23 protein-coding genes are annotated in these 20,905 nt (G+C 32.2%); 13 read left to right on the top strand and 10 right to left on the bottom strand.

The window, feature by feature from the left end:
* Nucleotides 1-154: 154 nt before the first annotated feature.
* The 7 genes from IU405_RS14150 to nadC all read right to left on the bottom strand — a co-directional run bounded on the left by IU405_RS14150 (nt 155) and on the right by nadC (nt 6,290).
* The gene (locus tag IU405_RS14150; RefSeq protein WP_197439263.1) at nt 155-850 is read right to left on the bottom strand and encodes a DUF3291 domain-containing protein; all 696 of its coding nucleotides are present in this window, start codon (nt 848-850) and stop codon (nt 155-157) included.
* Between the two features lie 130 nt (nt 851-980).
* Nucleotides 981-1,649 (bottom strand): GTP cyclohydrolase I FolE, encoded by a 669-nt coding sequence (gene folE / locus IU405_RS14145; RefSeq protein WP_197439262.1) that lies wholly within the window; start codon nt 1,647-1,649, stop codon nt 981-983.
* Between the two features lie 108 nt (nt 1,650-1,757).
* Nucleotides 1,758-3,125 carry a histidine--tRNA ligase gene (gene hisS, locus IU405_RS14140; protein ID WP_197439261.1) on the bottom strand — a complete coding sequence of 456 codons (1,368 nt, stop codon included), beginning with the start codon at nt 3,123-3,125 and terminating at the stop codon, nt 1,758-1,760.
* Between the two features lie 95 nt (nt 3,126-3,220).
* The gene (locus IU405_RS14135) at nt 3,221-4,168 is read right to left on the bottom strand and encodes a YihY/virulence factor BrkB family protein (RefSeq protein WP_197439260.1); all 948 of its coding nucleotides are present in this window, start codon (nt 4,166-4,168) and stop codon (nt 3,221-3,223) included.
* A gap of 157 nt (nt 4,169-4,325) precedes the next feature.
* A complete protein-coding gene (locus IU405_RS14130; protein WP_197439259.1) occupies nt 4,326-4,658 on the bottom strand; it encodes a four helix bundle protein in 333 nt (110 codons plus the stop codon).
* Nucleotides 4,659-4,744: 86 nt separating this feature from the next.
* Complete coding sequence (locus IU405_RS14125; RefSeq protein ID WP_197439258.1) at nt 4,745-5,317, bottom strand: pentapeptide repeat-containing protein; 573 nt, start codon at nt 5,315-5,317, stop codon at nt 4,745-4,747.
* Between the two features lie 115 nt (nt 5,318-5,432).
* Nucleotides 5,433-6,290 carry a carboxylating nicotinate-nucleotide diphosphorylase gene (gene nadC, locus IU405_RS14120; protein WP_197439257.1) on the bottom strand — a complete coding sequence of 286 codons (858 nt, stop codon included), beginning with the start codon at nt 6,288-6,290 and terminating at the stop codon, nt 5,433-5,435.
* A gap of 157 nt (nt 6,291-6,447) precedes the next feature.
* Here nadC and rlmH point away from each other — a divergent pair, with 157 nt between their 5' ends.
* The 7 genes from rlmH to IU405_RS14085 all read left to right on the top strand — a co-directional run bounded on the left by rlmH (nt 6,448) and on the right by IU405_RS14085 (nt 11,916).
* Nucleotides 6,448-6,921: a 23S rRNA (pseudouridine(1915)-N(3))-methyltransferase RlmH gene (gene rlmH, locus IU405_RS14115; RefSeq protein ID WP_197439256.1), complete on the top strand. Its 474-nt coding sequence runs from the start codon at nt 6,448-6,450 to the stop codon at nt 6,919-6,921.
* Between the two features lie 205 nt (nt 6,922-7,126).
* Nucleotides 7,127-7,708, top strand: a complete 582-nt coding sequence (locus tag IU405_RS14110; protein ID WP_197439255.1) for a non-canonical purine NTP diphosphatase — start codon at nt 7,127-7,129, stop codon at nt 7,706-7,708.
* A gap of 80 nt (nt 7,709-7,788) precedes the next feature.
* A complete protein-coding gene (locus IU405_RS14105; RefSeq protein ID WP_197439254.1) occupies nt 7,789-8,130 on the top strand; it encodes a DUF3592 domain-containing protein in 342 nt (113 codons plus the stop codon).
* A gap of 60 nt (nt 8,131-8,190) precedes the next feature.
* Nucleotides 8,191-9,219: a FecCD family ABC transporter permease gene (locus IU405_RS14100; protein WP_197439253.1), complete on the top strand. Its 1,029-nt coding sequence runs from the start codon at nt 8,191-8,193 to the stop codon at nt 9,217-9,219.
* Nucleotides 9,219-10,010 (top strand): ABC transporter ATP-binding protein, encoded by a 792-nt coding sequence (locus IU405_RS14095; RefSeq protein ID WP_197439252.1) that lies wholly within the window; start codon nt 9,219-9,221, stop codon nt 10,008-10,010. Before IU405_RS14100 ends, IU405_RS14095 begins: the two co-directional genes overlap by 1 nt.
* Nucleotides 10,011-10,393: 383 nt before the next feature.
* Nucleotides 10,394-10,684, top strand: a complete 291-nt coding sequence (locus IU405_RS14090; protein ID WP_197439251.1) for a hypothetical protein — start codon at nt 10,394-10,396, stop codon at nt 10,682-10,684.
* Between the two features lie 200 nt (nt 10,685-10,884).
* On the top strand, nt 10,885-11,916 hold the full coding sequence (locus IU405_RS14085) for a M28 family metallopeptidase (protein ID WP_197439250.1): 1,032 nt from the start codon (nt 10,885-10,887) through the stop codon (nt 11,914-11,916).
* 112 nt (nt 11,917-12,028) lie between these two features.
* On the opposite strand, the gene IU405_RS14080 is transcribed toward IU405_RS14085, so the two are convergent.
* Complete coding sequence (locus IU405_RS14080) at nt 12,029-12,670, bottom strand: protein-L-isoaspartate(D-aspartate) O-methyltransferase (protein WP_197439249.1); 642 nt, start codon at nt 12,668-12,670, stop codon at nt 12,029-12,031.
* A gap of 114 nt (nt 12,671-12,784) precedes the next feature.
* Between IU405_RS14080 and IU405_RS14075 the strand changes: the two genes are divergently transcribed.
* From IU405_RS14075 to IU405_RS14060, 4 genes are all read left to right on the top strand, one after another.
* Nucleotides 12,785-13,744, top strand: a complete 960-nt coding sequence (locus IU405_RS14075; RefSeq protein ID WP_197439248.1) for a Gfo/Idh/MocA family protein — start codon at nt 12,785-12,787, stop codon at nt 13,742-13,744.
* A 120-nt stretch (nt 13,745-13,864) separates the two neighbouring features.
* Nucleotides 13,865-14,752, top strand: a complete 888-nt coding sequence (locus IU405_RS14070) for a 3-hydroxybutyryl-CoA dehydrogenase (protein ID WP_197439247.1) — start codon at nt 13,865-13,867, stop codon at nt 14,750-14,752.
* Nucleotides 14,753-14,866: 114 nt separating this feature from the next.
* The gene (locus IU405_RS14065) at nt 14,867-15,367 is read left to right on the top strand and encodes a hypothetical protein (protein WP_197439246.1); all 501 of its coding nucleotides are present in this window, start codon (nt 14,867-14,869) and stop codon (nt 15,365-15,367) included.
* Between the two features lie 18 nt (nt 15,368-15,385).
* A complete protein-coding gene (locus IU405_RS14060) occupies nt 15,386-16,027 on the top strand; it encodes an acyloxyacyl hydrolase (protein ID WP_197439245.1) in 642 nt (213 codons plus the stop codon).
* Between the two features lie 47 nt (nt 16,028-16,074).
* Here the strand turns inward: IU405_RS14060 and IU405_RS14055 are convergent, their stop codons facing one another.
* Complete coding sequence (locus tag IU405_RS14055; protein WP_197439244.1) at nt 16,075-16,548, bottom strand: Dps family protein; 474 nt, start codon at nt 16,546-16,548, stop codon at nt 16,075-16,077.
* A gap of 102 nt (nt 16,549-16,650) precedes the next feature.
* Between IU405_RS14055 and IU405_RS14050 the strand changes: the two genes are divergently transcribed.
* A complete protein-coding gene (locus tag IU405_RS14050; protein WP_197439243.1) occupies nt 16,651-17,592 on the top strand; it encodes a hydrogen peroxide-inducible genes activator in 942 nt (313 codons plus the stop codon).
* Nucleotides 17,593-17,625: 33 nt separating this feature from the next.
* Here IU405_RS14050 and IU405_RS14045 read toward each other — a convergent pair whose 3' ends face one another.
* Nucleotides 17,626-19,245 (bottom strand): ABC-F family ATP-binding cassette domain-containing protein, encoded by a 1,620-nt coding sequence (locus IU405_RS14045; protein ID WP_197439242.1) that lies wholly within the window; start codon nt 19,243-19,245, stop codon nt 17,626-17,628.
* A 180-nt stretch (nt 19,246-19,425) separates the two neighbouring features.
* On the opposite strand from IU405_RS14045, the gene IU405_RS14040 reads away from it, so the two are divergent.
* On the top strand, nt 19,426-20,820 hold the full coding sequence (locus IU405_RS14040; protein WP_197439241.1) for a hypothetical protein: 1,395 nt from the start codon (nt 19,426-19,428) through the stop codon (nt 20,818-20,820).
* The last annotated feature ends 85 nt before the right edge of the window (nt 20,821-20,905 follow it).

Here is a 20,905-nt window from a genome sequence, read left to right as displayed (position 1 = left end):
TATTATGCTTCATTTAAATCAATTGAAAATTGATTCTCATCCGTGGAAATCCATCAAAACAATTCAACATCCGTGAATTCGTGGCGGTTGGAGTTCAAGGTTTAAAATTCAAGATTCAGGGTTTTGGGGAGTTTACAATTCGAAACGCTCTATGTTAAACCTCAACAGGTTTTCCGTCCCAAGTCCCAACGAATTTATAAGGAACAAATCGTGCAAATAGTTCTTCTTGATACCAGTTTAGTTTTCGGGTCAACAAGACTACTTCTTTGTGTCGTGGATTTTTATAGGCATAGTCCATCATTTCTGCTTGGGTTTTCCAAATACTGATGGTCGCTTGCTGAATCAAAGGCCATTCTCCTACTCCTATGGACAAAACCAATCCATCATAGCCTTCCAAACTTTGGCTTACAGTACTTACTTTACTCCAAAAAGACCACAATTTTCGGAAACGAATGCGCGCTCTTGTCAAGACCACAACTGGTTTGTCTTTGGCTAAAGTAGCTGTTTTTTGAAAAGGTTGTGTACCATTCCAAAAACCATGTGCTTCAGCGGAATTCAAATAAGCCGTCACATGTTCGCTACTTCGTTTTTGGTAGTTTTTGAAAAAAGTATTCTCTTCAAAAAAAGCGGTTGCAAATGCTTCTGATTCCCAAACACAAAAAAGAACATAGGTGCCAAAATTCGGTATCGCACTAAAACCATTCTTTGCACCTGAACCTAAAATCTTGTAAAATGTGAGTCCAGCAACCTGTTTCATTCCAAGATGACCCAATTGCATTTGAGTAAAAGCCCACCATTTATTAGAAAATGTAGCTACTTTAAAAAAAGTACTGGTGGTTATTTGACTCATGGAGTTGGTTGTTTTTAGAAGTTAGAAGTTAGATATTAGAAGTTTACTCTTTATTATTCTCTTTTCTTTACTCTTTATTCTCTTTTCTTTACTCTTTATTCTCTCCTCTTCATTCTCTCCTCTATATTCTTTACTCAAATCTCGTTTCCAATTTCAGGTAATCTAAAAACTCACTTTTGGTGGCAGCTTCTTTGAATTTTCCTCCAAATTCAGCAGTTACAGTGCTACTTTCAATGTCTTTGATTCCGCGTGAATTAACACACAAATGTTTGGCGTCAATCACACAAGCTACATCTTGAGTGCCTAAGGCTTCTTGCATGGCTTGCACCACTTGCATCGTCAAACGCTCTTGTACTTGAGGTCTTTTGGCAAAATATTCTACAATTCTGTTCATTTTTGACAATCCAATCACTCTTCCATTGGAAATATAGGCTACATGTGCACGACCAATAATGGGCAACAAATGATGTTCGCAAGTAGAATAGACCACAATGTTTTTTTCTACGAGCATTTCACCATAATTGTAGTTGTTTTCAAAGGTGGATGGTTTTGGTTTGTTTTTCGGATTCAATCCCATAAACAACTCATTGACAAAGGCTTTTGCAACTCTTCTTGGAGTTCCTTGAAGGCTATCGTCTGTCAAATCCATGCCCAAAGTGTGTAAAATATCTTTTACACTTTCTTGAATTCTATCTATTTTTTCTTGGTCAGAAAGTTCAAATGCATCTGCTCTCAAGGGAGTTTTTGCAGAAGTTGCAATGTGATTTTCTCCTATTTCGTTGATGGTTTCGTCGTTCATGCTGAATTATAAATCAAAAAATATCTCCAATATGGAAGTGCAAATTTACGTGATTACAAATTATTAATTCTAATTTGGTATCAATTAAAACTATAAAAGTATCGGATTTTATACGGTTACTAGTGATATCAATTCTGAAAGCGATACCGAATTTTGCTCCCCAGAAACCATGTTTTTCAATGTGTAGCTTTCATTTGTAATTTCTTCTGAACCCACAATCACCACAAAAGGAATGGCACGTTTGTCAGCATACGCAAATTGTTTTTTCATTTTTGCAGCTTCAGGATACAATTCTGATTTGATGTGTAAGGCTCTCAATTGTTGAATGGCTTTCAAAGAATACAAGGCTTCATTTTCGCCCAAATTCAGAAATAAGACTTTGGGTTTTGGCAAGGCAACTGCTTTGAACAATCCCAATTCTTCCAACACCAAATAAATTCGATCCAATCCAAAGGAAATCCCCACTCCAGAAACATCTTTCAAGCCAAAAATTCCTGTCAAATCATCATATCTTCCACCACCACCAATGGAACCCATGCTCACTGTTTTGGGTGCAGCCACTTCAAAAATAGCTCCTGTATAATAATTGAGTCCTCTTGCCAAGGTAACATCAATGGTCAATGTGGCTGATTGCAATCCCATTTGCTGGGTGTTTTCGATGATAAAACGCAACTCAGCAACGCCTTTTTTTCCTTCTTCTGACGATTGCAATAGATTGTCAAGTGCTCCTAATTTCTCAAGATTTGTTCCCGAAAAATCAAACAAAGGTTGCACTTTTTCAATAGCTTCTTCCGAAATTCCTTTGGAAATCATTTCTTTTTCAACACCCTCTTTACCGATTTTATCCAATTTATCTAAAGCAACTGTAAAATCAATCAATTTGTCTGATGCACCAATCACTTCCGCAATTCCAGAAAGGATTTTACGGTTGTTGATTTTGATAGTAGTTCCTTGCAAACCTAAGCTTGAAAAAACACTGTCATACAATTGTACAAACTCCACTTCTTGCCATAGAGAATCACTGCCAACCACATCAGCATCACACTGATAAAACTCTCTAAAACGTCCTTTTTGTGGACGATCTGCGCGCCAAACTGGCTGAATTTGATAGCGTTTGAAAGGAAAGGTAATGTCATTTTGGTGTTGCACTACATATCTTGCAAAAGGGACTGTAAGGTCATAACGTAAGGCTTTTTCGGAGATTTGTGATGTGAGTTTTACACTATTTTTCTCTGTTAAAAATTGCTCAGTGGCTTTATCCAAATAATCCCCAGAATTCAAAATCTTAAAAATCAATCGATCACCTTCTTCACCATATTTGCCCATCAAGGTTTCTGAATTTTCAAAACTGGGTGTTTCAATTGGCTGAAATCCGAAGTTTTCAAAAGCCGTTTTTATGGTATTGATGATATAGGTTCTGTTGGCTACTTCTGTAGGTGAAAAATCTCTAGTTCCTTTTGGAATGCTTGGTTTCATATAATTAATTACAAATTTTTAATTACGAATTACGAATTTACACTTGATAATTCGTAGTTCGTAATTCCTAATCAAGCCGCAAATATCGATAAAACCTAGCTATTCTCAAGACGTTTTTTGGTTTTATTTCGCCATTTCAATGCGTATAAAGAGGCGTTTAATTCAAAACCAAGCAAGAGAATGATGGCATTTAGCCAAACGAATAACATCAAAATTAGTAAGGTACCTATGGAACCATACAACTGATTGTATTGTGCGAATTTCTCCACATAAATTCCAAATAAATAAAAGGTAAAAAGCGAAACTACTGTGGTCAAAATTGCTCCTACAGAGAAGAATTTCGTTTCTTTTCCTTGCTTTGTTCCGTATCGAAAAAGTAAGGAAACAATCGTAAAAATCATGATTAAAAAAAGGATATTTTTACCAATATAAAACAGGTTTAAATCTGAGGTATTTAACCAGCCATTTTCGTGAATTTTAGCCAATGCAACTTGGTAAAAAATAGTGAGCGTTACAGTAATAATTAAAAAAAGTGATAGAATTAAAGACACTCCTAAAGAAACGAAATACGACCTAAAAACATTGCGAAATTCTTTAACGTGATACGAATATTCAAAACCCCCAAAAATAGCATTGATGCCATTTGTCATTAAAAAAATGGATAATACAAATCCGAAAGACAACAAACCACCATATTGATTGTTAAGAATATCCAACAAAACCATATTTACAGAATCGAAAGTTTTTGGCGGTAAAACATCTTTGATAAATGCAAATAATCCTTCTTGAAATCCATCAATTGGAATGTATGAAATGAGTGTTAAAATAAACAGTAAAAACGGGAAAATAGCCATAAAAAAACTAAAAGCAATGCCTCCTGCTCTTGATGTTAAAGCGCCTTTAATAATACCAATTCCATACATTTCCAACACATCATACAAAGACATACCTTCCAATCCAGGAATTTTTATTTTTTTTCCGAATTTCACCAACCAATTGATGATGGGTATTTTTTGTAATTGTTCTTCTACTTCTTTGGACATTTTTTTAAGTTTTTGAGTTACTAAGTTGCAGAGTGGCAAAGTTGCAAAGTTTTAAAGAAATGTTGAACGACTTTTTATTTACTTTAGATTTCATCTCTTTTTCTTAATAATTGTTTGATTGAAAATTAGACATCTTTTTTGCTTTTAGACTTCTTATCTAACTTGAAAGCATTCGTTCAATTTCTTTTGTTGATGTATATAAATCTTCAAACACAACTTTATCAATAAAATTCAAATTATAGGATATCTCTATTTGAGTTTGTATTTCAAAAAGTGATGATATTGAAATATTTAAAAATCGAATAAAATCATTTAAGCCCTCTCTTCCAAAACCCTCAGCAATATTACTGGGTATTGAAACTGAACTTCTTCTCATTTGAGAACTTAAACCAAATAATTCTTCTTTTGGATATTCCTTCGTAACCTTATAAATTTCAGTAACCAAAAGCATTGATTTTTGCCAAACTAATAATTCTTTAAAAGTTTTCATAGCATATTTTATTACAATTCAATTCTTGCAAACTTTGCCTCTTTGCCACTTTGCTGCTTTGCCTCTTTGCCTCTCTGCCACTTTACTCAATGAACAACAATCCCAAACCCATCCAAAAGTCCCACAACATTTTCTTTGCTAAAAATAGCTCCTTTTAGTAGATTTTTATCTGGGCTGATGATAAAATTAAACGACGAACTAAAATCTGCTTTTTGAAGATTTGAACTTTCAAAAATAGCGCTTTTCAAATCACATTGTTCAAAAGTAGCATTTGTGAGCTGGGTTTCAACAAAATCAACAGAAGTTAGATTGCATTTCATAAACTTTGTATGCGACATTTTCAATTGGAAAAATGAAGCAAAAGACAACGTGCACTCTTTAAAATACACTTTGAGTAAAAAAGAATTGCAATCACTAAATTTTACACCTAGCATTTTGCAATTCTCAAATCGGACATCTTTAAAAGCAGTATCTTTTACGATGGCATTGCTAAAATTACAGTCTATAAATTCACACTCAACAAACTCGATATTGGAAGCATGTACATTTTCAAAATTACAATTCACAAATCTACATTGATCATAAATTCCCTTTTTCAAGGGTGTTTTTGAAAAATCAATTTTTACAAATTCTTCACTTTCTATAAAGTTATTTGACATGTTTCTTTTGGTTTCTGTTGTTTCTATTGTTTGAGGGTTTCTATTGTTAGTTTAGTTCATTGATTCATTTCCACTTTGCCTCTTTGCTACTTTGTCACTTTGCCACTTTGCCACTTTAAAAAGCTTTCAAACTCAAATCCATATTATACACAGAATGCGTTAATGCGCCTGATGAAATGTAATTGACACCACAATCTGCATATTTTCTGAGGGTATTTTCATTGATGCCTCCTGAGGATTCTGTCAAACATTTATTGCCAATCAATTCCACTGCTTTTTTGGTGTCTTCGAAACTAAAATTGTCTATCAGAATTCTATAAATGCCTTCATGAGTTAGAATTTCCTGAATTTCTTCCAGATTTCTAGCTTCTACAATGATTTTTAAATCGAGATTGTTTGCTTGTAAATACGCTTTTGTTTTGTGAATTGCCTCCGAAATTCCGCCTGCAAAATCAATATGATTGTCTTTCAGCATGATCATGTCATACAAGGCAAATCTGTGGTTTTCTCCTCCTCCAATGATTACAGCCCATTTTTCCAATGCACGAATGCCTGGAGTGGTTTTTCTGGTGTCTAAAATTTTGGTATTTGTACCTTTTAATACCTCTACAAAATGCGCTGTTTTGGTCGCAATTGCACTCATTCTTTGCATGGCATTGAGCACCAAACGTTCTGCTTTTAAGATGGATTGTGAACTTCCTGAAACATGAAAAACAACATCGCCAAAAGCTACTATTTCTCCATCATTGATGAACGTTTCCACTTTTAAATTGGCATCTACATATACAAAAACTTGTTTTGCAAACGCAACACCTGCAATGATTCCTTCATCTTTCACTAGCAATTTTGCTTTGCCTGTGGCTTCTTTTGGGATGCAAGAAAGCGAACTGTGATCGCCATCACCCACATCTTCTCTAATGGCATTTTCGATAATCAAGGCTATTTCTTTATCAAATTGAGCTTTTGAAATCATATAATTTTGTTTGTTCGAGGTAAAAATACAAATTCATATGGCATAATTTGTAATTTTGCGACATGAAATCGCCATCAATTATGAGTTTGCTGTAGCAAACACCAATGAATAAATTGGCGATTGCATATGTGACCGCTAAAAAATAAATTTTACACATATGAAAATCAAACTACTTGCTATCGGAAAAACAGACAACAAAGCTTTACAATCTTTGATGGATGAATACCAGCAGCGTTTAAAACACTATATCAAATTTGAGTTTGAAGTAATTCAAGATATCAAAAATGCCAAAAATTTAAGCGAATCACAACAAAAAGAAAAAGAAGGCGAACTCATTCTCAGCAAACTACAACCTACAGATGAATTGCTATTGTTGGATGAAAATGGCAGTCAATTTACATCTGTTGAATTTTCCAATTTTTTACAGAAAAAAATGAATGCAGGCACCAAACAATTGGTCTTGGTAATTGGTGGTCCTTATGGCTTTTCGGAAGCAGTCTATGCAAAAGCAAGTGGTAAAATTTCTCTATCAAAAATGACTTTTTCACATCAAATGATTCGAGTTTTTGTGATTGAACAATTGTACAGAGCGTATACGATTCTGAAAAATGAGCCTTATCATCATCAATGAGATAATGAGATAATGAGATAATGTAGCAATGAGTTAATGTAGCAATAAACTAATACAACAATAAAAACAATAGAAACCCTCAAACAACAGAAACAATAGAAACCCTCAAACAACAGAAACAATAGAAACCCTCAAACAATAGAAACAACAGAAACTACAAAAACCCTTAAAATTTTGTTTAGTTTTGCCTTTTAAAAAATAATAGATGACACTGGTTTTTGCTACCAACAATGCCCACAAACTGAAAGAAGTGCAAGAAATGTTGCCAAACTCTATACAATTAGTGAGTTTGAAAGACATCAATTGTGAGGAGGACATTGAAGAAACTGCCACAACTTTGGAAGGAAATGCAGCCATAAAAGCCGATTTTATCACCCAAAAATATGGAATGAATTGTTTTGCGGATGATACTGGTTTGGAAGTAACTGCACTTGATGGAAAACCTGGAGTATATTCTGCAAGATATGCTGGAGAGCCTAGCAATGCTGAAAATAATATGACAAAATTGCTTTCTGAAATGGCTGGTGTTGAGAACAGAAATGCGCAATTCCGAACTGTAATTTGTCTGAATTTAGATGGAAATCAATATTATTTTGAAGGGATTTGCAAAGGAACAATCCTCACTAAAAAACAAGGCAACCAAGGTTTTGGATACGACCCAATTTTTCAACCAAATGGATTTGAAAAATCCTTTGCTGAAATGGACTCAGCAGATAAAAATCGGATTTCTCATAGAGGTTTGGCTATTGAAAAATTAGTGAAATTTTTAACTGAATATGTAGCATAAATATCTAAGTCAATGGTTTGGAAATACACATACGAAATTAGAAGTTTCTTCAAGAATCAAATCATTTGATAATAATTTAAATGGAAAATAATAAAAATACTTTTTGGTTCATTTTTCTTATGTTTATCATAATTCTTTATGTTGTTTACAATAAAAATAGTTATCAAAATGAAATTAATAATAACAAAGAGGAAACAATAGGAGAAATAGTTGATTTTCATTATTCAAACAAAGAATATAGACTTATATATATGTATAAAGTAGATAACATAGAATTTGAAAATATAATTTCTACAAGATTTTTTAGATGCAAAGATGGCACTAAGGGCTGTGTTGGAAAAACCTTTAAAGTCTATTACTCATCTAAAAATCCTGAGAAAAGTGATATTGATTTAGAAGAATATAATAAATTTAAGGAATAGTAATAAATAGTTATCTATCAATAAATAATCAAAAAATTTGAATAGTATTGAACTTTTAAAATGAACAAAACATCTTACAAAAAACATTTTTTATTCCTCTCTGTTTTAGGGATTGTATTGTTTTTTGTGAACATCAGTTTGGGTTCTGTAATGATTCCTATTCAAGATATTATGGCTGTTTTGATGGGCGAAAATGCCAATAAAGAAAGTTGGGAAATTATTGTGTTGAATTTCCGAATTCCGAAAGCAATTACTGCTGTGATGGTTGGCTCAGGATTGTCTGTGAGTGGTTTGTTGATGCAAACCTTGTTCAGAAATCCGTTGGCAGGTCCTTTTGTATTGGGAATTTCTTCAGGCGCAAGTTTGGGTGTTGCCTTTTTATTGTTGGGTTCTAGTTTGTTTGGAGGCGTTTTAATGAGCGGAACTTTATCAAACTGGACATTGCCAATTGCTGCCAGTTTAGGCGCATTTTTAGTATTATCAGCTGTTATTTTTGCTGCCAATAATGTACGAAATACCATGTCCATTTTGATTATTGGATTGATGTTTGGCAGTTTTGCATCTGCAATTATCAGTGTGTTATCTTATTTTAGTGAAGCTACTCAATTGCAACAATTCGTGTTTTGGAGTTTTGGTAGTTTGGGCAATTTGAGTTGGAATGAAATCCTAGTTTTTGCTGTTTTCTATGTGTTAGCCATGTGCGGAATTTTTCCCATTTTAAAATCTTTAAACAGTTTGCTTTTGGGCGAAAACTATGCAAAAAGTTTAGGAATTCCGATTCAAAAAAACAGAAATATCATCTTGCTCATTACGAGTATATTGACTGGCGTTATTACAGCATTTTCAGGACCAATTGCTTTTGTAGGATTGGCTGTACCTCATTTGGCAAGAATGCTTTTTACAACCTCAAATCATAAGGTTTTAGTGCCTGCAACTATGTTAATTGGAGCTATTGTATTACTGCTTTGTGATATTATTGCGCAATTGCCAACAAGCGAACATACCTTGCCCATCAATGCAATTACCTCACTTTTTGGTGCACCTGTGGTGATTTGGTTGCTCATCAGAAAAAAGAAACTTTACGTGTAATGATTATGGAAAGTACGAATACTATTTTACGCACAGAAAATTTACATATTGGATACACTGCTAAAAAGAAGTCGATTTCTGTGGCTAAAAACATTAATTTCCATCTTCAAAAAGGAAGTTTTGTTGCTTTATTAGGAAAAAATGGTATTGGAAAATCAACATTGTTACGAACTATTTCCAATGTTCAAAAACCACTTGAAGGAGCAATTTTTATGGATGAAAAACCATTGGAATCTTACAGCACTAAAAGTTTGGCAACCGCTATCAGTTTGGTACTTACAGAACGATTGCCCGAAAGTCAACTCACTGTTTTTGAATTGATTGCACTTGGTAGACAGCCTCATACAAACTGGGTTGATCAGTTAACTCCTCTTGATGTTGAAAAAATTGAAACTGCTATGACACTCACCGAAATTACTCATTTGTCAAATCAAAGATATTATGAGTTGAGTGATGGTCAATTGCAGCGTGTTTTAATAGCAAGAGCACTTGCGCAAGACACTCCTTTAATTATTTTAGATGAACCTACAGCGCATTTGGATTTGCATCATACCTTACAAATTTTTAAAGTTCTGAAAAAGTTGGTTTCAGAAACTTCAAAAACTATTTTGATTTCTACACATGAAGTAAACTTAGCTATCAAATTTTCTGATGAAATTGCCTTGATGACAGAAAATTCATTTCACAAAGACAGTCCAAAAAATTTGATTGAAAACAATATTTTTGATACACTTTTTCCAGACGAAATAATTCGTTTTGATAAAACGCTCCAACAATTTGTGATGAAATAACAACTATTTCGTCGTTAACTAACTTCTTTTTTAACACATTTCCCAAATATTGAAACTCATTTTTCGATTCAAAATTTTTCGTTTTTTATCAATTTTTGATAATTATCTGAACCTTAGGGAGCTATTATTTATACATCCAAAAAAGTCAATAATTGAAAAATTATGAGTTTCATAATTAAAAATGTGTGTCAAAAATTATTCACATCAAAACTGATTTTTTATTACATATTATCAAATATTAAGTATTATATTTCCTAATTATTACATTATTAATAATTCATAGGAAGGTATTCGAATGTATTTGCAATTTTTTAACATAGTTCACTTTTAGTGTTTTGTATCTTTGACATAATAAATTTAGCGAACTTAAAAGCACTATAATTATGAGAAAATTAGCAATTATTGGAATGATGTTTTTAGCAGGAAGCGCTTTTGCGCAACAAGGTGTAACAGGACCAAAGTTTAAAAACACTAACGTATGGGAAGTGAAAAAAACGGCTACCGTTTTAAACGTAAAAGGTGTAGTAACCCCCGAATTGAAATCACCAGAACTTAAAAATTTACAAGTTTGGCAACGAAAATCAACAACAGACATGGTTGTTAAAATAGGGAATCGAAAAATGCATGATTTGCAAGGTCCAAAAAGAAAAAATTACCATCCTTGGCAAAAATAAAAACCAAAAAGAGTTGCGAAAGCAGCTCTTTTTTATTTTAACTGATGTATCATTTTTTAATCAAAAAAAAACATCAAATACTGAAATCACTAAAAAACTTAACAGTTTGCCAAAAAATAAATTTCGAAAAACAGAATTCACTTCTTTTTTCCTACATTTGAAAAATAATAAATAATCAATAATTTATAAAGATTTCATTTATGAAAAAAATACTTTTTCTTGCTGGCGCATTGGCAATATATGCTTGTGGAGCTAATAAAAACACTGCCGAGGACAGCAATATAGACCAAGCCTCTAAATACGCTTCAACCATCACTGCTAAAGAATTAGGGACTCACCTATTTACGTATGCATCAGATGAATTTGAAGGTAGAAATACTGGCGAACCTGGACAAAAAAAAGCAGTTGAATACTTAAAAAACTATTATGTAAGTCAAGCAATTCCTTCACCAATTTCAAGTGATGATTATTTTCAAGAAGTTCCAGCCGAGTTTTTGAACAAACGCAAAAGACAAGTTCCTTTAAAAGACTCTGAAAATGTGGTTGCTTTTATAAAAGGTTCCGAAAAACCTGATGAAATTATTGTGATCTCTGCGCATTTAGACCATGAAGGCATCAAAGATGGTGAAATTTATAATGGTGCTGATGATGATGGTTCAGGTACAGTCGCTTTGTTAGAAATTGCACAAGCTTTTCAAATGGCAGTAAAAGCAGGAAAAGGCCCAAAACGTTCTATCTTATTTTTACATGTAACTGGTGAAGAAAAAGGCTTATTAGGTTCTCAATATTATACTGACAATCCTATTTTTCCTTTGGCAAATACAGTTTGTAACTTAAATATTGACATGGTTGGAAGAATTGACGACCGTCATAAAGAAGATCCAAACTATGTGTATTTGATTGGCTCTGATAAATTGAGTACAGAATTACATACGCTTTCTGAAGAAATCAATAACAAATACACAAAAATCAATTTAGATTATAAATACAATGATGAGAACGATCCAAATCGTTTTTACTATCGTTCAGACCACTATAACTTTGCAAAACACAACATTCCAATTATTTTTTATTTTAACGGAACTCATGCTGACTATCACAGACCAACAGATACTCCTGATAAAATCAACTATGAATTGTTAGAAAATAGAGCTCGTTTGGTATTTCACACTGCTTGGGAAGTGGCAAACAAAGAAACAAGAATCATTGCTGACAAAGCAGTAAAAAAATAAGAAAGCATTTTTTTGATTTCATTTAAAAAAACCGAGTTTTACTCGGTTTTTTTTTGCTCTAAAAGAGAATTTTATGTTACTTTTTAATAGTTGAATTTTTCAAACAATTAAGTTAATTTCGCTCTTCCAACATCGGCACAAAAGCAAAATCGCCCAACTCATGTTTTTCAAATTCTTTATTGGATTTCCGAATAAATAAGGTCATAATTTGAGTTTGATCGCCCACAGGAATCAGTAACATTCCTCCTACTTTCAATTGCGCCATCAAAGGTTTGGGTACAAAAGGCGCACCTGCTGTGACAATAATTTTATCAAAAGGAGCTTCTTCGGGCAAACCTTTATAACCATCACCAAAAATAAATTTCTTTGGATAGTATCCTAATTTCGGTAAAAACAATGAGGTTTTTTTAAACAATTCTACCTGTCTTTCAATGGTATATACTAAGGCTTTTAGTTCCAATAAAACCGCTGTTTGATACCCTGAACCTGTGCCAATTTCCAACACTTTTTCACCTTTTTGTACTTGCAACGTTTGTGATTGAAAAGCCACAGTATAAGGTTGTGAAATGGTTTGCCCAGCTGCAATAGGAAATGCCTTATCTTGATAAGCATGGTCTTCAAAGCTAGAATCAATAAACAAATGCCTAGGAATGCTACGAATGGCATTCAATACATTTTCATCAGTGATTCCTTTGGCTTTGAGAACGTTGGCTAATTGATTACGAAGTCCTTGGTGTTTTGCAGTATCTTTCAATGTCATGTTCTTTTAAGAAAGCTAAAAATAGGAATATTTTCAGATAAATTCTCATAAAATTGTATCTTTGTTTTTGCTGATTTTTTTAATCAATTTCTAAAAAATAAAGAATTTATGTTGAAAGTGGGAGTTTTAGGTGCGGGTCATCTTGGTAAAATTCATTTGCGTTTATTGCAACAATCTGATAAATATGAGTTGGTTGGTTTTTACGATCCATCTCCAGAAAATACCGAAAAAGTAATTGCTGAATTTGGCTATACATCATTCAATTCTGTGGATGATTTGATTGATGCCGTTGAAGTTGTTGATATTGTAACACCCACACTTTCTCATTTTGACTGTGCTAAAAAAGCGATTGAAAAAGGCTGTCATATCTTTGTGGAAAAACCAATTGCCAAAACAGTTATTGAAGCTGAGGCAATTAAAACATTGGCAAGTCAATACCATGTTTTGGGGCAAGTTGGTCATGTGGAGCGTTTTAATCCTGCTTTTTTGGCTGCCAAAGATTTGATCAACAATCCTATGTTTATTGAAACGCACAGATTGGCGGAATTCAATCCACGAGGAACAGATGTGCCTGTGGTGTTGGATTTGATGATTCATGATATTGACATTATTTTATCGGTTGTAAAATCAAAAGTTAAAAATGTGCATGCTAGTGGAATTTCTGTCATTTCAGAAACTCCTGATATTGCCAATGCCAGAATTGAGTTTGAAAATGGTTGCGTTGCCAACTTAACATCGAGTAGAATTTCGATGAAAAACATGCGTAAAACACGATTTTTTCAAAAAGACGCTTACATTTCTGTTGACTTTTTAGAGAAAAAAACAGAAGTGGTTCGTATGAAGGATGTTCCTGAACATCCTGATGATTATGCCATGATTTTGCAAAACGATGAAGGTGTTCAAAAACAAATCTATTTTGAAAATCCTGAAGTAAAACAAAACAATGCCATTTTGGACGAATTGGAAACCTTTGCAGATGCCATCATCAACAATACAACTCCTGTGGTAACATTGAGTAATGGAACAGAAGCATTGAGAATTGCACAAATGGTGATTGATAGTTTTTAATTTAAAAGTTTAAATGTTGAAGTGTTTCTATTGTTGAAGGATTTCAAGTTTTGATTAACTATTTAAACAAAAAAACAACAGAAACAATAGAAACAACACTAAAATAATATATCCTATTTTATGAAAAATATAGCTGTAATTGGTGCTGGAACCATGGGAAATGGCATTGCACACACGTTTGCACAATGTGATTATAATGTTCAATTGATTGATGTTTCTGAAGCGTCATTGAAACGTGGCATGGATACTATTGCCAAAAACTTGGACAGAATGGTTGCAAAAGAAAAAATAACCATTGCTGAAAAGGAAAAAACATTATCAAATATTACCACTTTTACTTCGATTAAAGAAGGAGTAAAATATGCTAGTTTAGTGATTGAAGCTGCAACTGAAAATGTGGCTTTGAAAACCCAAATTTTCAAAGAATTAGACGAAGTGTGTGCTGAAGATACTGTTTTAGCGACGAATACTTCTTCCATTTCTATCACGCAAATTGGAGCTGCAACCAAAAGAGCAGACAAAGTAATTGGCATGCATTTTATGAATCCTGTACCCATCATGCAATTGGTAGAAATTATCAGAGGCTATAATACGAGTGATGAAGTGACCAATTTTATTGTGGATTTATCTCAGAAAATAGGAAAAATCCCTGTGGAAGTGAATGATTATCCTGGGTTTGTAGCAAACCGCATTTTGATGCCAATGATTAATGAATCCATTGAAACTTTATATAATGGCGTTGCTGGAGTTTCCGAAATTGATACAGTAATGAAATTGGGAATGGCACACCCTATGGGACCATTGCAATTGGCTGATTTTATTGGGTTGGATGTTTGTTTATCTATTTTACACGTAATGTATGAAGGATTTAAAAACCCAAAATATGCTCCTTGTCCATTGTTGGTAAATATGGTGAGAGCAGGAAAATTGGGCGTAAAATCTGGAGAAGGTTTTTATGATTATTCAGAAAATAAAAAAGCTGAAATTGTATCAAAAATGTTTGTTTAAAATGTTATTTACAAGTTGAAAACTAGAGTAATTGAAGTTCGTTTCTAATTGAAAATTAATACAAATTAAATTATAATTAAAGGTTTTTAAAGCCCTTCAAAGTAAACTAAGAAAATGAGAAGAATTTTAATAATAATTTTAGTTCTTACATTATTTGAATGTAAAAAAGAAAGTAAAAAAAATATAATTACAAATCAAGATAGTAAATCTCAGAATAACTACTTGAATTCAAAACTAGACTCTATAAATGCTGAACTAAAAAAATATAAAACCTTATTTAAAACAATTGAATTTCTTTCATCTGGAGAATTTAGATACATCGAAAATGAAAAGAATGATATTTATGGAGAAAACTATAGAGTTGAAATATATTTAAGTGAAATATATAAATCTGTATATGTAAGTCATATAGAATATTATGGTGAAGGAATGCAAAGAATTTCCAAAAGTACACGAATTGATTTTGAAAAAATGTCTGGAATAACTAATGGACAAACAAATAATTTAGAATTTAACAAGTGGAATAATTTTAATCACTTTGAGTTAAGGTTAGGGGAGCAAATTTATGGAGTTGAGATAAAAAAACCTAATGAGTTTATAATTTCAGAATATTAAAGAACAAAAGCAATTTCAATGAAAAACCAACTCTTCCTCCTTTTCTTTCTTTTTTCGATAACGTTCACAATAAGTCAAGAAAAGAAAAAGGCTGTTTTGAAACCATATAAAATTGGATTTCTCTACAATTATGGCACCAATGAAAATTTTGTAAATGATGATGTTGATTATACCTATTCAACTCAAACCTATAAAGGACAACTTTTTTACAAATTAGGAACTTGGAAAAATTGGGATTTTGAGTTGATTGCGCAACCGCAAGTACAAGTACTAAAGCATCAATTGATAAATGAATGGTATGTAACTCCTGATCAAGAAAATTATCAAGAAAAAATTGCTGAATTTATACAACCAAAAACGATGCATTTGTATGGTATTGAGTTTGGATTGGCAGGTGTGAAAAAAATTTTTCAAAAAGTGTATTTCCAAGGAAGTTTAAGCTTAGGATTTTCTGTGATTGACACACGAACAGAAAGACTGGCAAAAGGATTTACATTTATTGAAAACTTATCTTTAGGTATTTTGTATAAAACTACTTCAAAATCTCAATTTTATTTGGGTACAAATTTTGGTCACGTTTCCAATCTTGATTTTCAAAAACCCAATGATGGCTATAATATTTTGGGTTTAGAAATTGGTTACAATTATATTTTAAACTAAAAAAAGACCTTTTGCAAGGTCTTTTTTTTTACTCAATAAGTTCCAGCTTATTTTCCCAACCAAGAATTCAACATCCAAATGGTTTTTTCTTGCTCTGCAATGAAATCACTCATCATGGAATTGGTTCCTTCGTCATTGGTTTCATCTGAAAGATGTAAAATTTCTCTCTCTAAAATCAATAATTTTGACAAAGAACTGACAACCAATTCTACAGCTTCCACATCGTTTGAAATATCTTTCCCAACAGGAACTGTGGATGTATTCAAATAATCTTGAAAAGTGTGTAATGGCTTGGCTTGCAATGTCAAAATTCGCTCTGCAATGAAATCGATTTTTACTTGAGCATCTGTATAAAATTCCTCAAACTTTAAATGCAATTCAAAGAAATTTTTACCCTTGATATTCCAATGCAAACCTCTCAAATTTTGGTAATAAATTTGAAAATTTGCTAATAATACATTCAATTTTTCGGCAACATTTTTACTATCAATCTTGTCTAATCCAATGGTTAATTTGCTCATAATCTTTATTTTAGTATTCTTTCAAATTTACTCAAAAAATATCGCAATTAACTATAATTATTATTGATAGTTTTAATATCTTTATCAAATAATACTATTTACATGACAATTACCCAATTAAAATACGTTTTATCTGTTGCTGAATATCAAAATTTCACTATTGCAGCAGAGCATAGTTTTGTTACTCAGCCCACATTGAGTATGCAAATTCAAAAATTAGAAGAAGAATTAGATGTAAAGATTTTCAATCGTTCTAAAAAACCTATAGAATTAACCGAAGTTGGAAAAAAAATTGTGGAACAAGCTAAGGTAATTGTGGATGAAAGTACCCGAATTTCAGATATTGTTCATCAACAAAAAGGATATGTTGGAGGCGAATTCAAATTAGGAATGATTCCTACAATTATGCCCACATTATTGCCTATGTTTTTGAATAACTTTACCAAAAAATATCCAAAAGTAAAGCTCATCATTGAAGAATTAACCACTGAAGACATCATAAAAAAATTGACTGATGGACATTTGGATGCAGCTATTGTGGCTACCCCATTAGAAAATGAAGCCATTAAAGAACGTCCTTTATATTATGAACCTTTTGTAGGTTTGATTCCTGAAAATCATCGTCTTTTTCAAAATAAACAAATTACTGTGGAAGATTTAGAAATGGAAGATATTTTGCTTTTGGAAGATGGTCATTGCTTTAAGGATAGTATTATCAATTTATGCAGAAACTATAAAGTTGATAATAAAAAAGGATTTCAGTTGGCAAGTGGAAGTTTTGACACTTTGATTAAACTTTCCAAAGAAGGTTTAGGAATGACATTATTACCTTATTTACACACGTTAGATTTATCAGAAAAAGATCAAAAACATTTGAGAGAATTTCAAAGTCCACCACCTGCAAGAGAAGTGAGTTTGATTTATCATAAATCGCAATTGAAAATGCAATTAATTGAGGCTTTGAAAAAAACCATTGATGGCGTTGTTAGAGGTGCCATTTCTTTTTCGGATGTAAAAATCGTCAGTCCAATTCAAAAGAAATAAAACAAAAAAGGAAGCTTTTCAGCTTCCTTTTTTTTATGCATACATTTTATCGCGCAATTCTTTGATTTTTGGATCAGCGATATAATCGTCAAATGTGGTGTATCTATCAATAATTCCATTTGGAGTCAACTCGATAATTCTGTTGGCAACAGTTTGTGCAAATTCGTGGTCATGAGTTGTGAACAAAACAGTTCCTTTAAAATTGATTAACGAATTGTTCAAAGCCTGAATAGATTCCAAATCCAAGTGATTTGTTGGTTCATCCAATAACAAAATATTGCCTCTTTTCATCATCATTCTTGATAGCATACAGCGTACTTTTTCACCTCCAGAAAGTACATTACTTTTTTTCAAAGCTTCTTCTCCTGAAAAAATCATTTTTCCTAAAAATCCTCTTAAAAAAACTTCCTCACGTTCTTCTTCAGTTTGGGCATATTGACGTAACCAATCTACCAAATTCAAATTTCCATCTTGAAAAAAAGAGGAATTATCCAAAGGTAAATACGATTGTGTGGTGGTAACTCCCCATGAAAATTTGCCAGCATCTGCTTTTTCATGCTCCGTAATTATTTGATAAAATGCGGAAACAGCTCTTGAATTCTTAGAAATAACAGCCACTTTATCGCCTTTGTTCAAGTTGATATGAACGTCATCAAATAGTTTTTCACCTTCAAAGCTTTTGCTCAAGCCTTCCACATTCAAAATTTGATCTCCTGCTTCTCTATCTTGGTCAAAAATAATGGCAGGATAACGTCTGCTAGATGGTTTGATATCCTCTACATTTAATTTTTCAATCATTTTTTTACGAGAAGTTGCCTGCTTAGATTTGGCAACATTGGCAGAAAAACGACGAATAAACTCCTCTAATTCTTTCTTTTTATCTTCCGCTTTTTTGTTTTGCTGTGCACGTTGTTTTGCAGCTAATTGACTAGATTCATACCAAAAAGTATAATTTCCAGAATAATGATTGATTTTTCCAAAATCGATGTCAGAAATATGAGTACAAACTGCATCCAAAAAGTGTCTATCGTGAGAAACTACAATCACACAATTGTCATAATTTGCTAAAAAATTCTCTAACCAAGCAATGGTTTCAAAATCCAAGTCATTGGTTGGCTCATCCATAATCAACACATCAGGATTTCCAAAAAGTGCTTGTGCAATCAATACACGAACTTTTTGCTTTCCGTCCAAATCTTTCATCAAAGTAAAATGATACTCTTCTGAAACTCCCAAATTTGACAATAAAGCTGCAGCATCAGAATCAGCGTTCCAACCATTCATTTCTTCAAAAACAATCTGAAGTTCCCCTATTTTTTCAGCATTTTCGTCAGTATAATCTGCGTATAAATCATCAATTTGTTTTTTGATTTTAAACAACTCTTTGTTTCCCATAATCACAGTTTCCAACACTGCATATTCATCAAATTCATTGTGATTCTGGGTTAAAACAGACATTCTTTTTCCAGGTTCTAAATGCACTTGACCAGAAGTTGGGTCTTGTTTTCCTGAAATTATTTTTAAAAATGTCGATTTTCCTGCTCCGTTTGCACCTATAATTCCATAGCAATTTCCTTGCTGAAATTTGGTATTCACTTCATCAAACAAAATTCTTTTTCCAAACTGGACAGATAAATTAGAAACTGATAACATATTGTAAAATTTTGTGCAAAAGTACGAATTTGATTTACTTTTAAGGCCTGATTTTAAATGCTTTTTGATGATTTTTTTCGTGAAATTTTTAAGGAAGTATTGTTTATATTTTAACAGCGCATTAACAATCATAGCTATTACGAATACCTAAATTTGTATTGTCTATAGTAAAATAAATAAATGTTTACATACGTAAAATATCTTGCATTCATAACGATCTCAATTTCTTTAATCAACTGTAAATCAGAGGTGAAAGAAGTTCATACTTATTTTGGAGGAAAGATCATACACCCAAAATCGGATCATGTTATTTTGTATTCTATGGATCAAGCAATTGACACTTTTTATTTGGACGAAAACAATAATTTTTTTGGAGAATTAAAAATTGCCTCTGAAGGATTGTTTTATTTTACACATGGATATGAAAATCAATACTTGTATTTACAACCAAATGATAGTTTATTATTGCGCTTAAATACTTGGGATTTTGATGAATCACTTGTTTTTGCTGGAAAAGGTGCTGACCGAAATAATGTGTTGATTGATTGTTTTTTAGAAGAGGAAAGAGAATCAAACAGCACTTATGAATTTAATAAGTTAGAACCTAAAAATTTTAAAGAAAAATTTGATTCATTAATTAAAGATAAGCTCTTTTTATATGATGAGTATGTTAAAACTCATCCTGAAGAAAGTAATGGTTACCGAAAAGTATTAAAAGTTGCTTTGACCTATCCTTTATATGCACGTTTGGAAAAATACCCAATGATTCATGCAAAACTGACAGAATCTGATAAACTTCCTGAGATTAACAAATCGTTCTATGACTACAGAAAATCTGTTGAAATTGATGACGATTCATTGATTTATTACCCACCATATTCAAAATATGTAAGAAATCATTTGTACAATGAAACCTATTCTTTGGGCTATACCCCAATGAAAAAGAATTATACTGCCAATTTTACATCGGATTTATTGACAATCATACACAAGAAAATTTCTCATGAGGATACTAAAAATGCGTTCTTAAAGCAAACAATTCTAAGTCATTTTTTCAATAAATCAAGTTGTAATTTAAATCAAGTTCCATTTGATAAATTTTTGAAATTTAGCTCTGATGAAGAAGATAAAAATCAAGTAAGAAATCTTATCAGTGATACACAATCAATACTTTTAAATAGTAAATTAGTTGAATTTAGCATCAATGATTATTTAGATACTCCAAGATCAATACACGATTTGATAAAAGGTAAAAATGCGTTTCTTTTCTTTTGGAGTCCTGAATATGTATCTGAACCCTATTTGGTTTCTCGCATCAACTTTTTATCAAATACCTATCAAAATATTGCATTTATTCCAATCAAAATTGATGGTGTGAAAACAGAACGTATTGAAAAATTGGATATCAAAGCACAATTTTATCTTGCTGATGACAGCTCAGCAAACCAATTCTTAACTTCCAAAATGCCTCGTTCAATTCTTGTAAATAAACAAGGAAAAGTAATGAATGGCTATGCTTCTATTTCGTCACCAAACTTGGATGAATATCTTATGAATTTAAATAAATTAAAATAGTTTATAAATACTTGCTATTCATTTTATTTAGATTACCTTTGCACGATTTTTGAAACGAGATTATTTTGTTTAAAATCAAGTCGAA

This window comes from Polaribacter sp. BAL334 (assembly GCF_015767435.1).
In the GTDB taxonomy this organism is placed as follows: Bacteria; Bacteroidota; Bacteroidia; order Flavobacteriales; family Flavobacteriaceae; genus Polaribacter.
The sequence above is the reverse complement of the archived record's forward strand: the minus strand, read 5'-3'. Positions and strand labels throughout refer to the sequence as shown.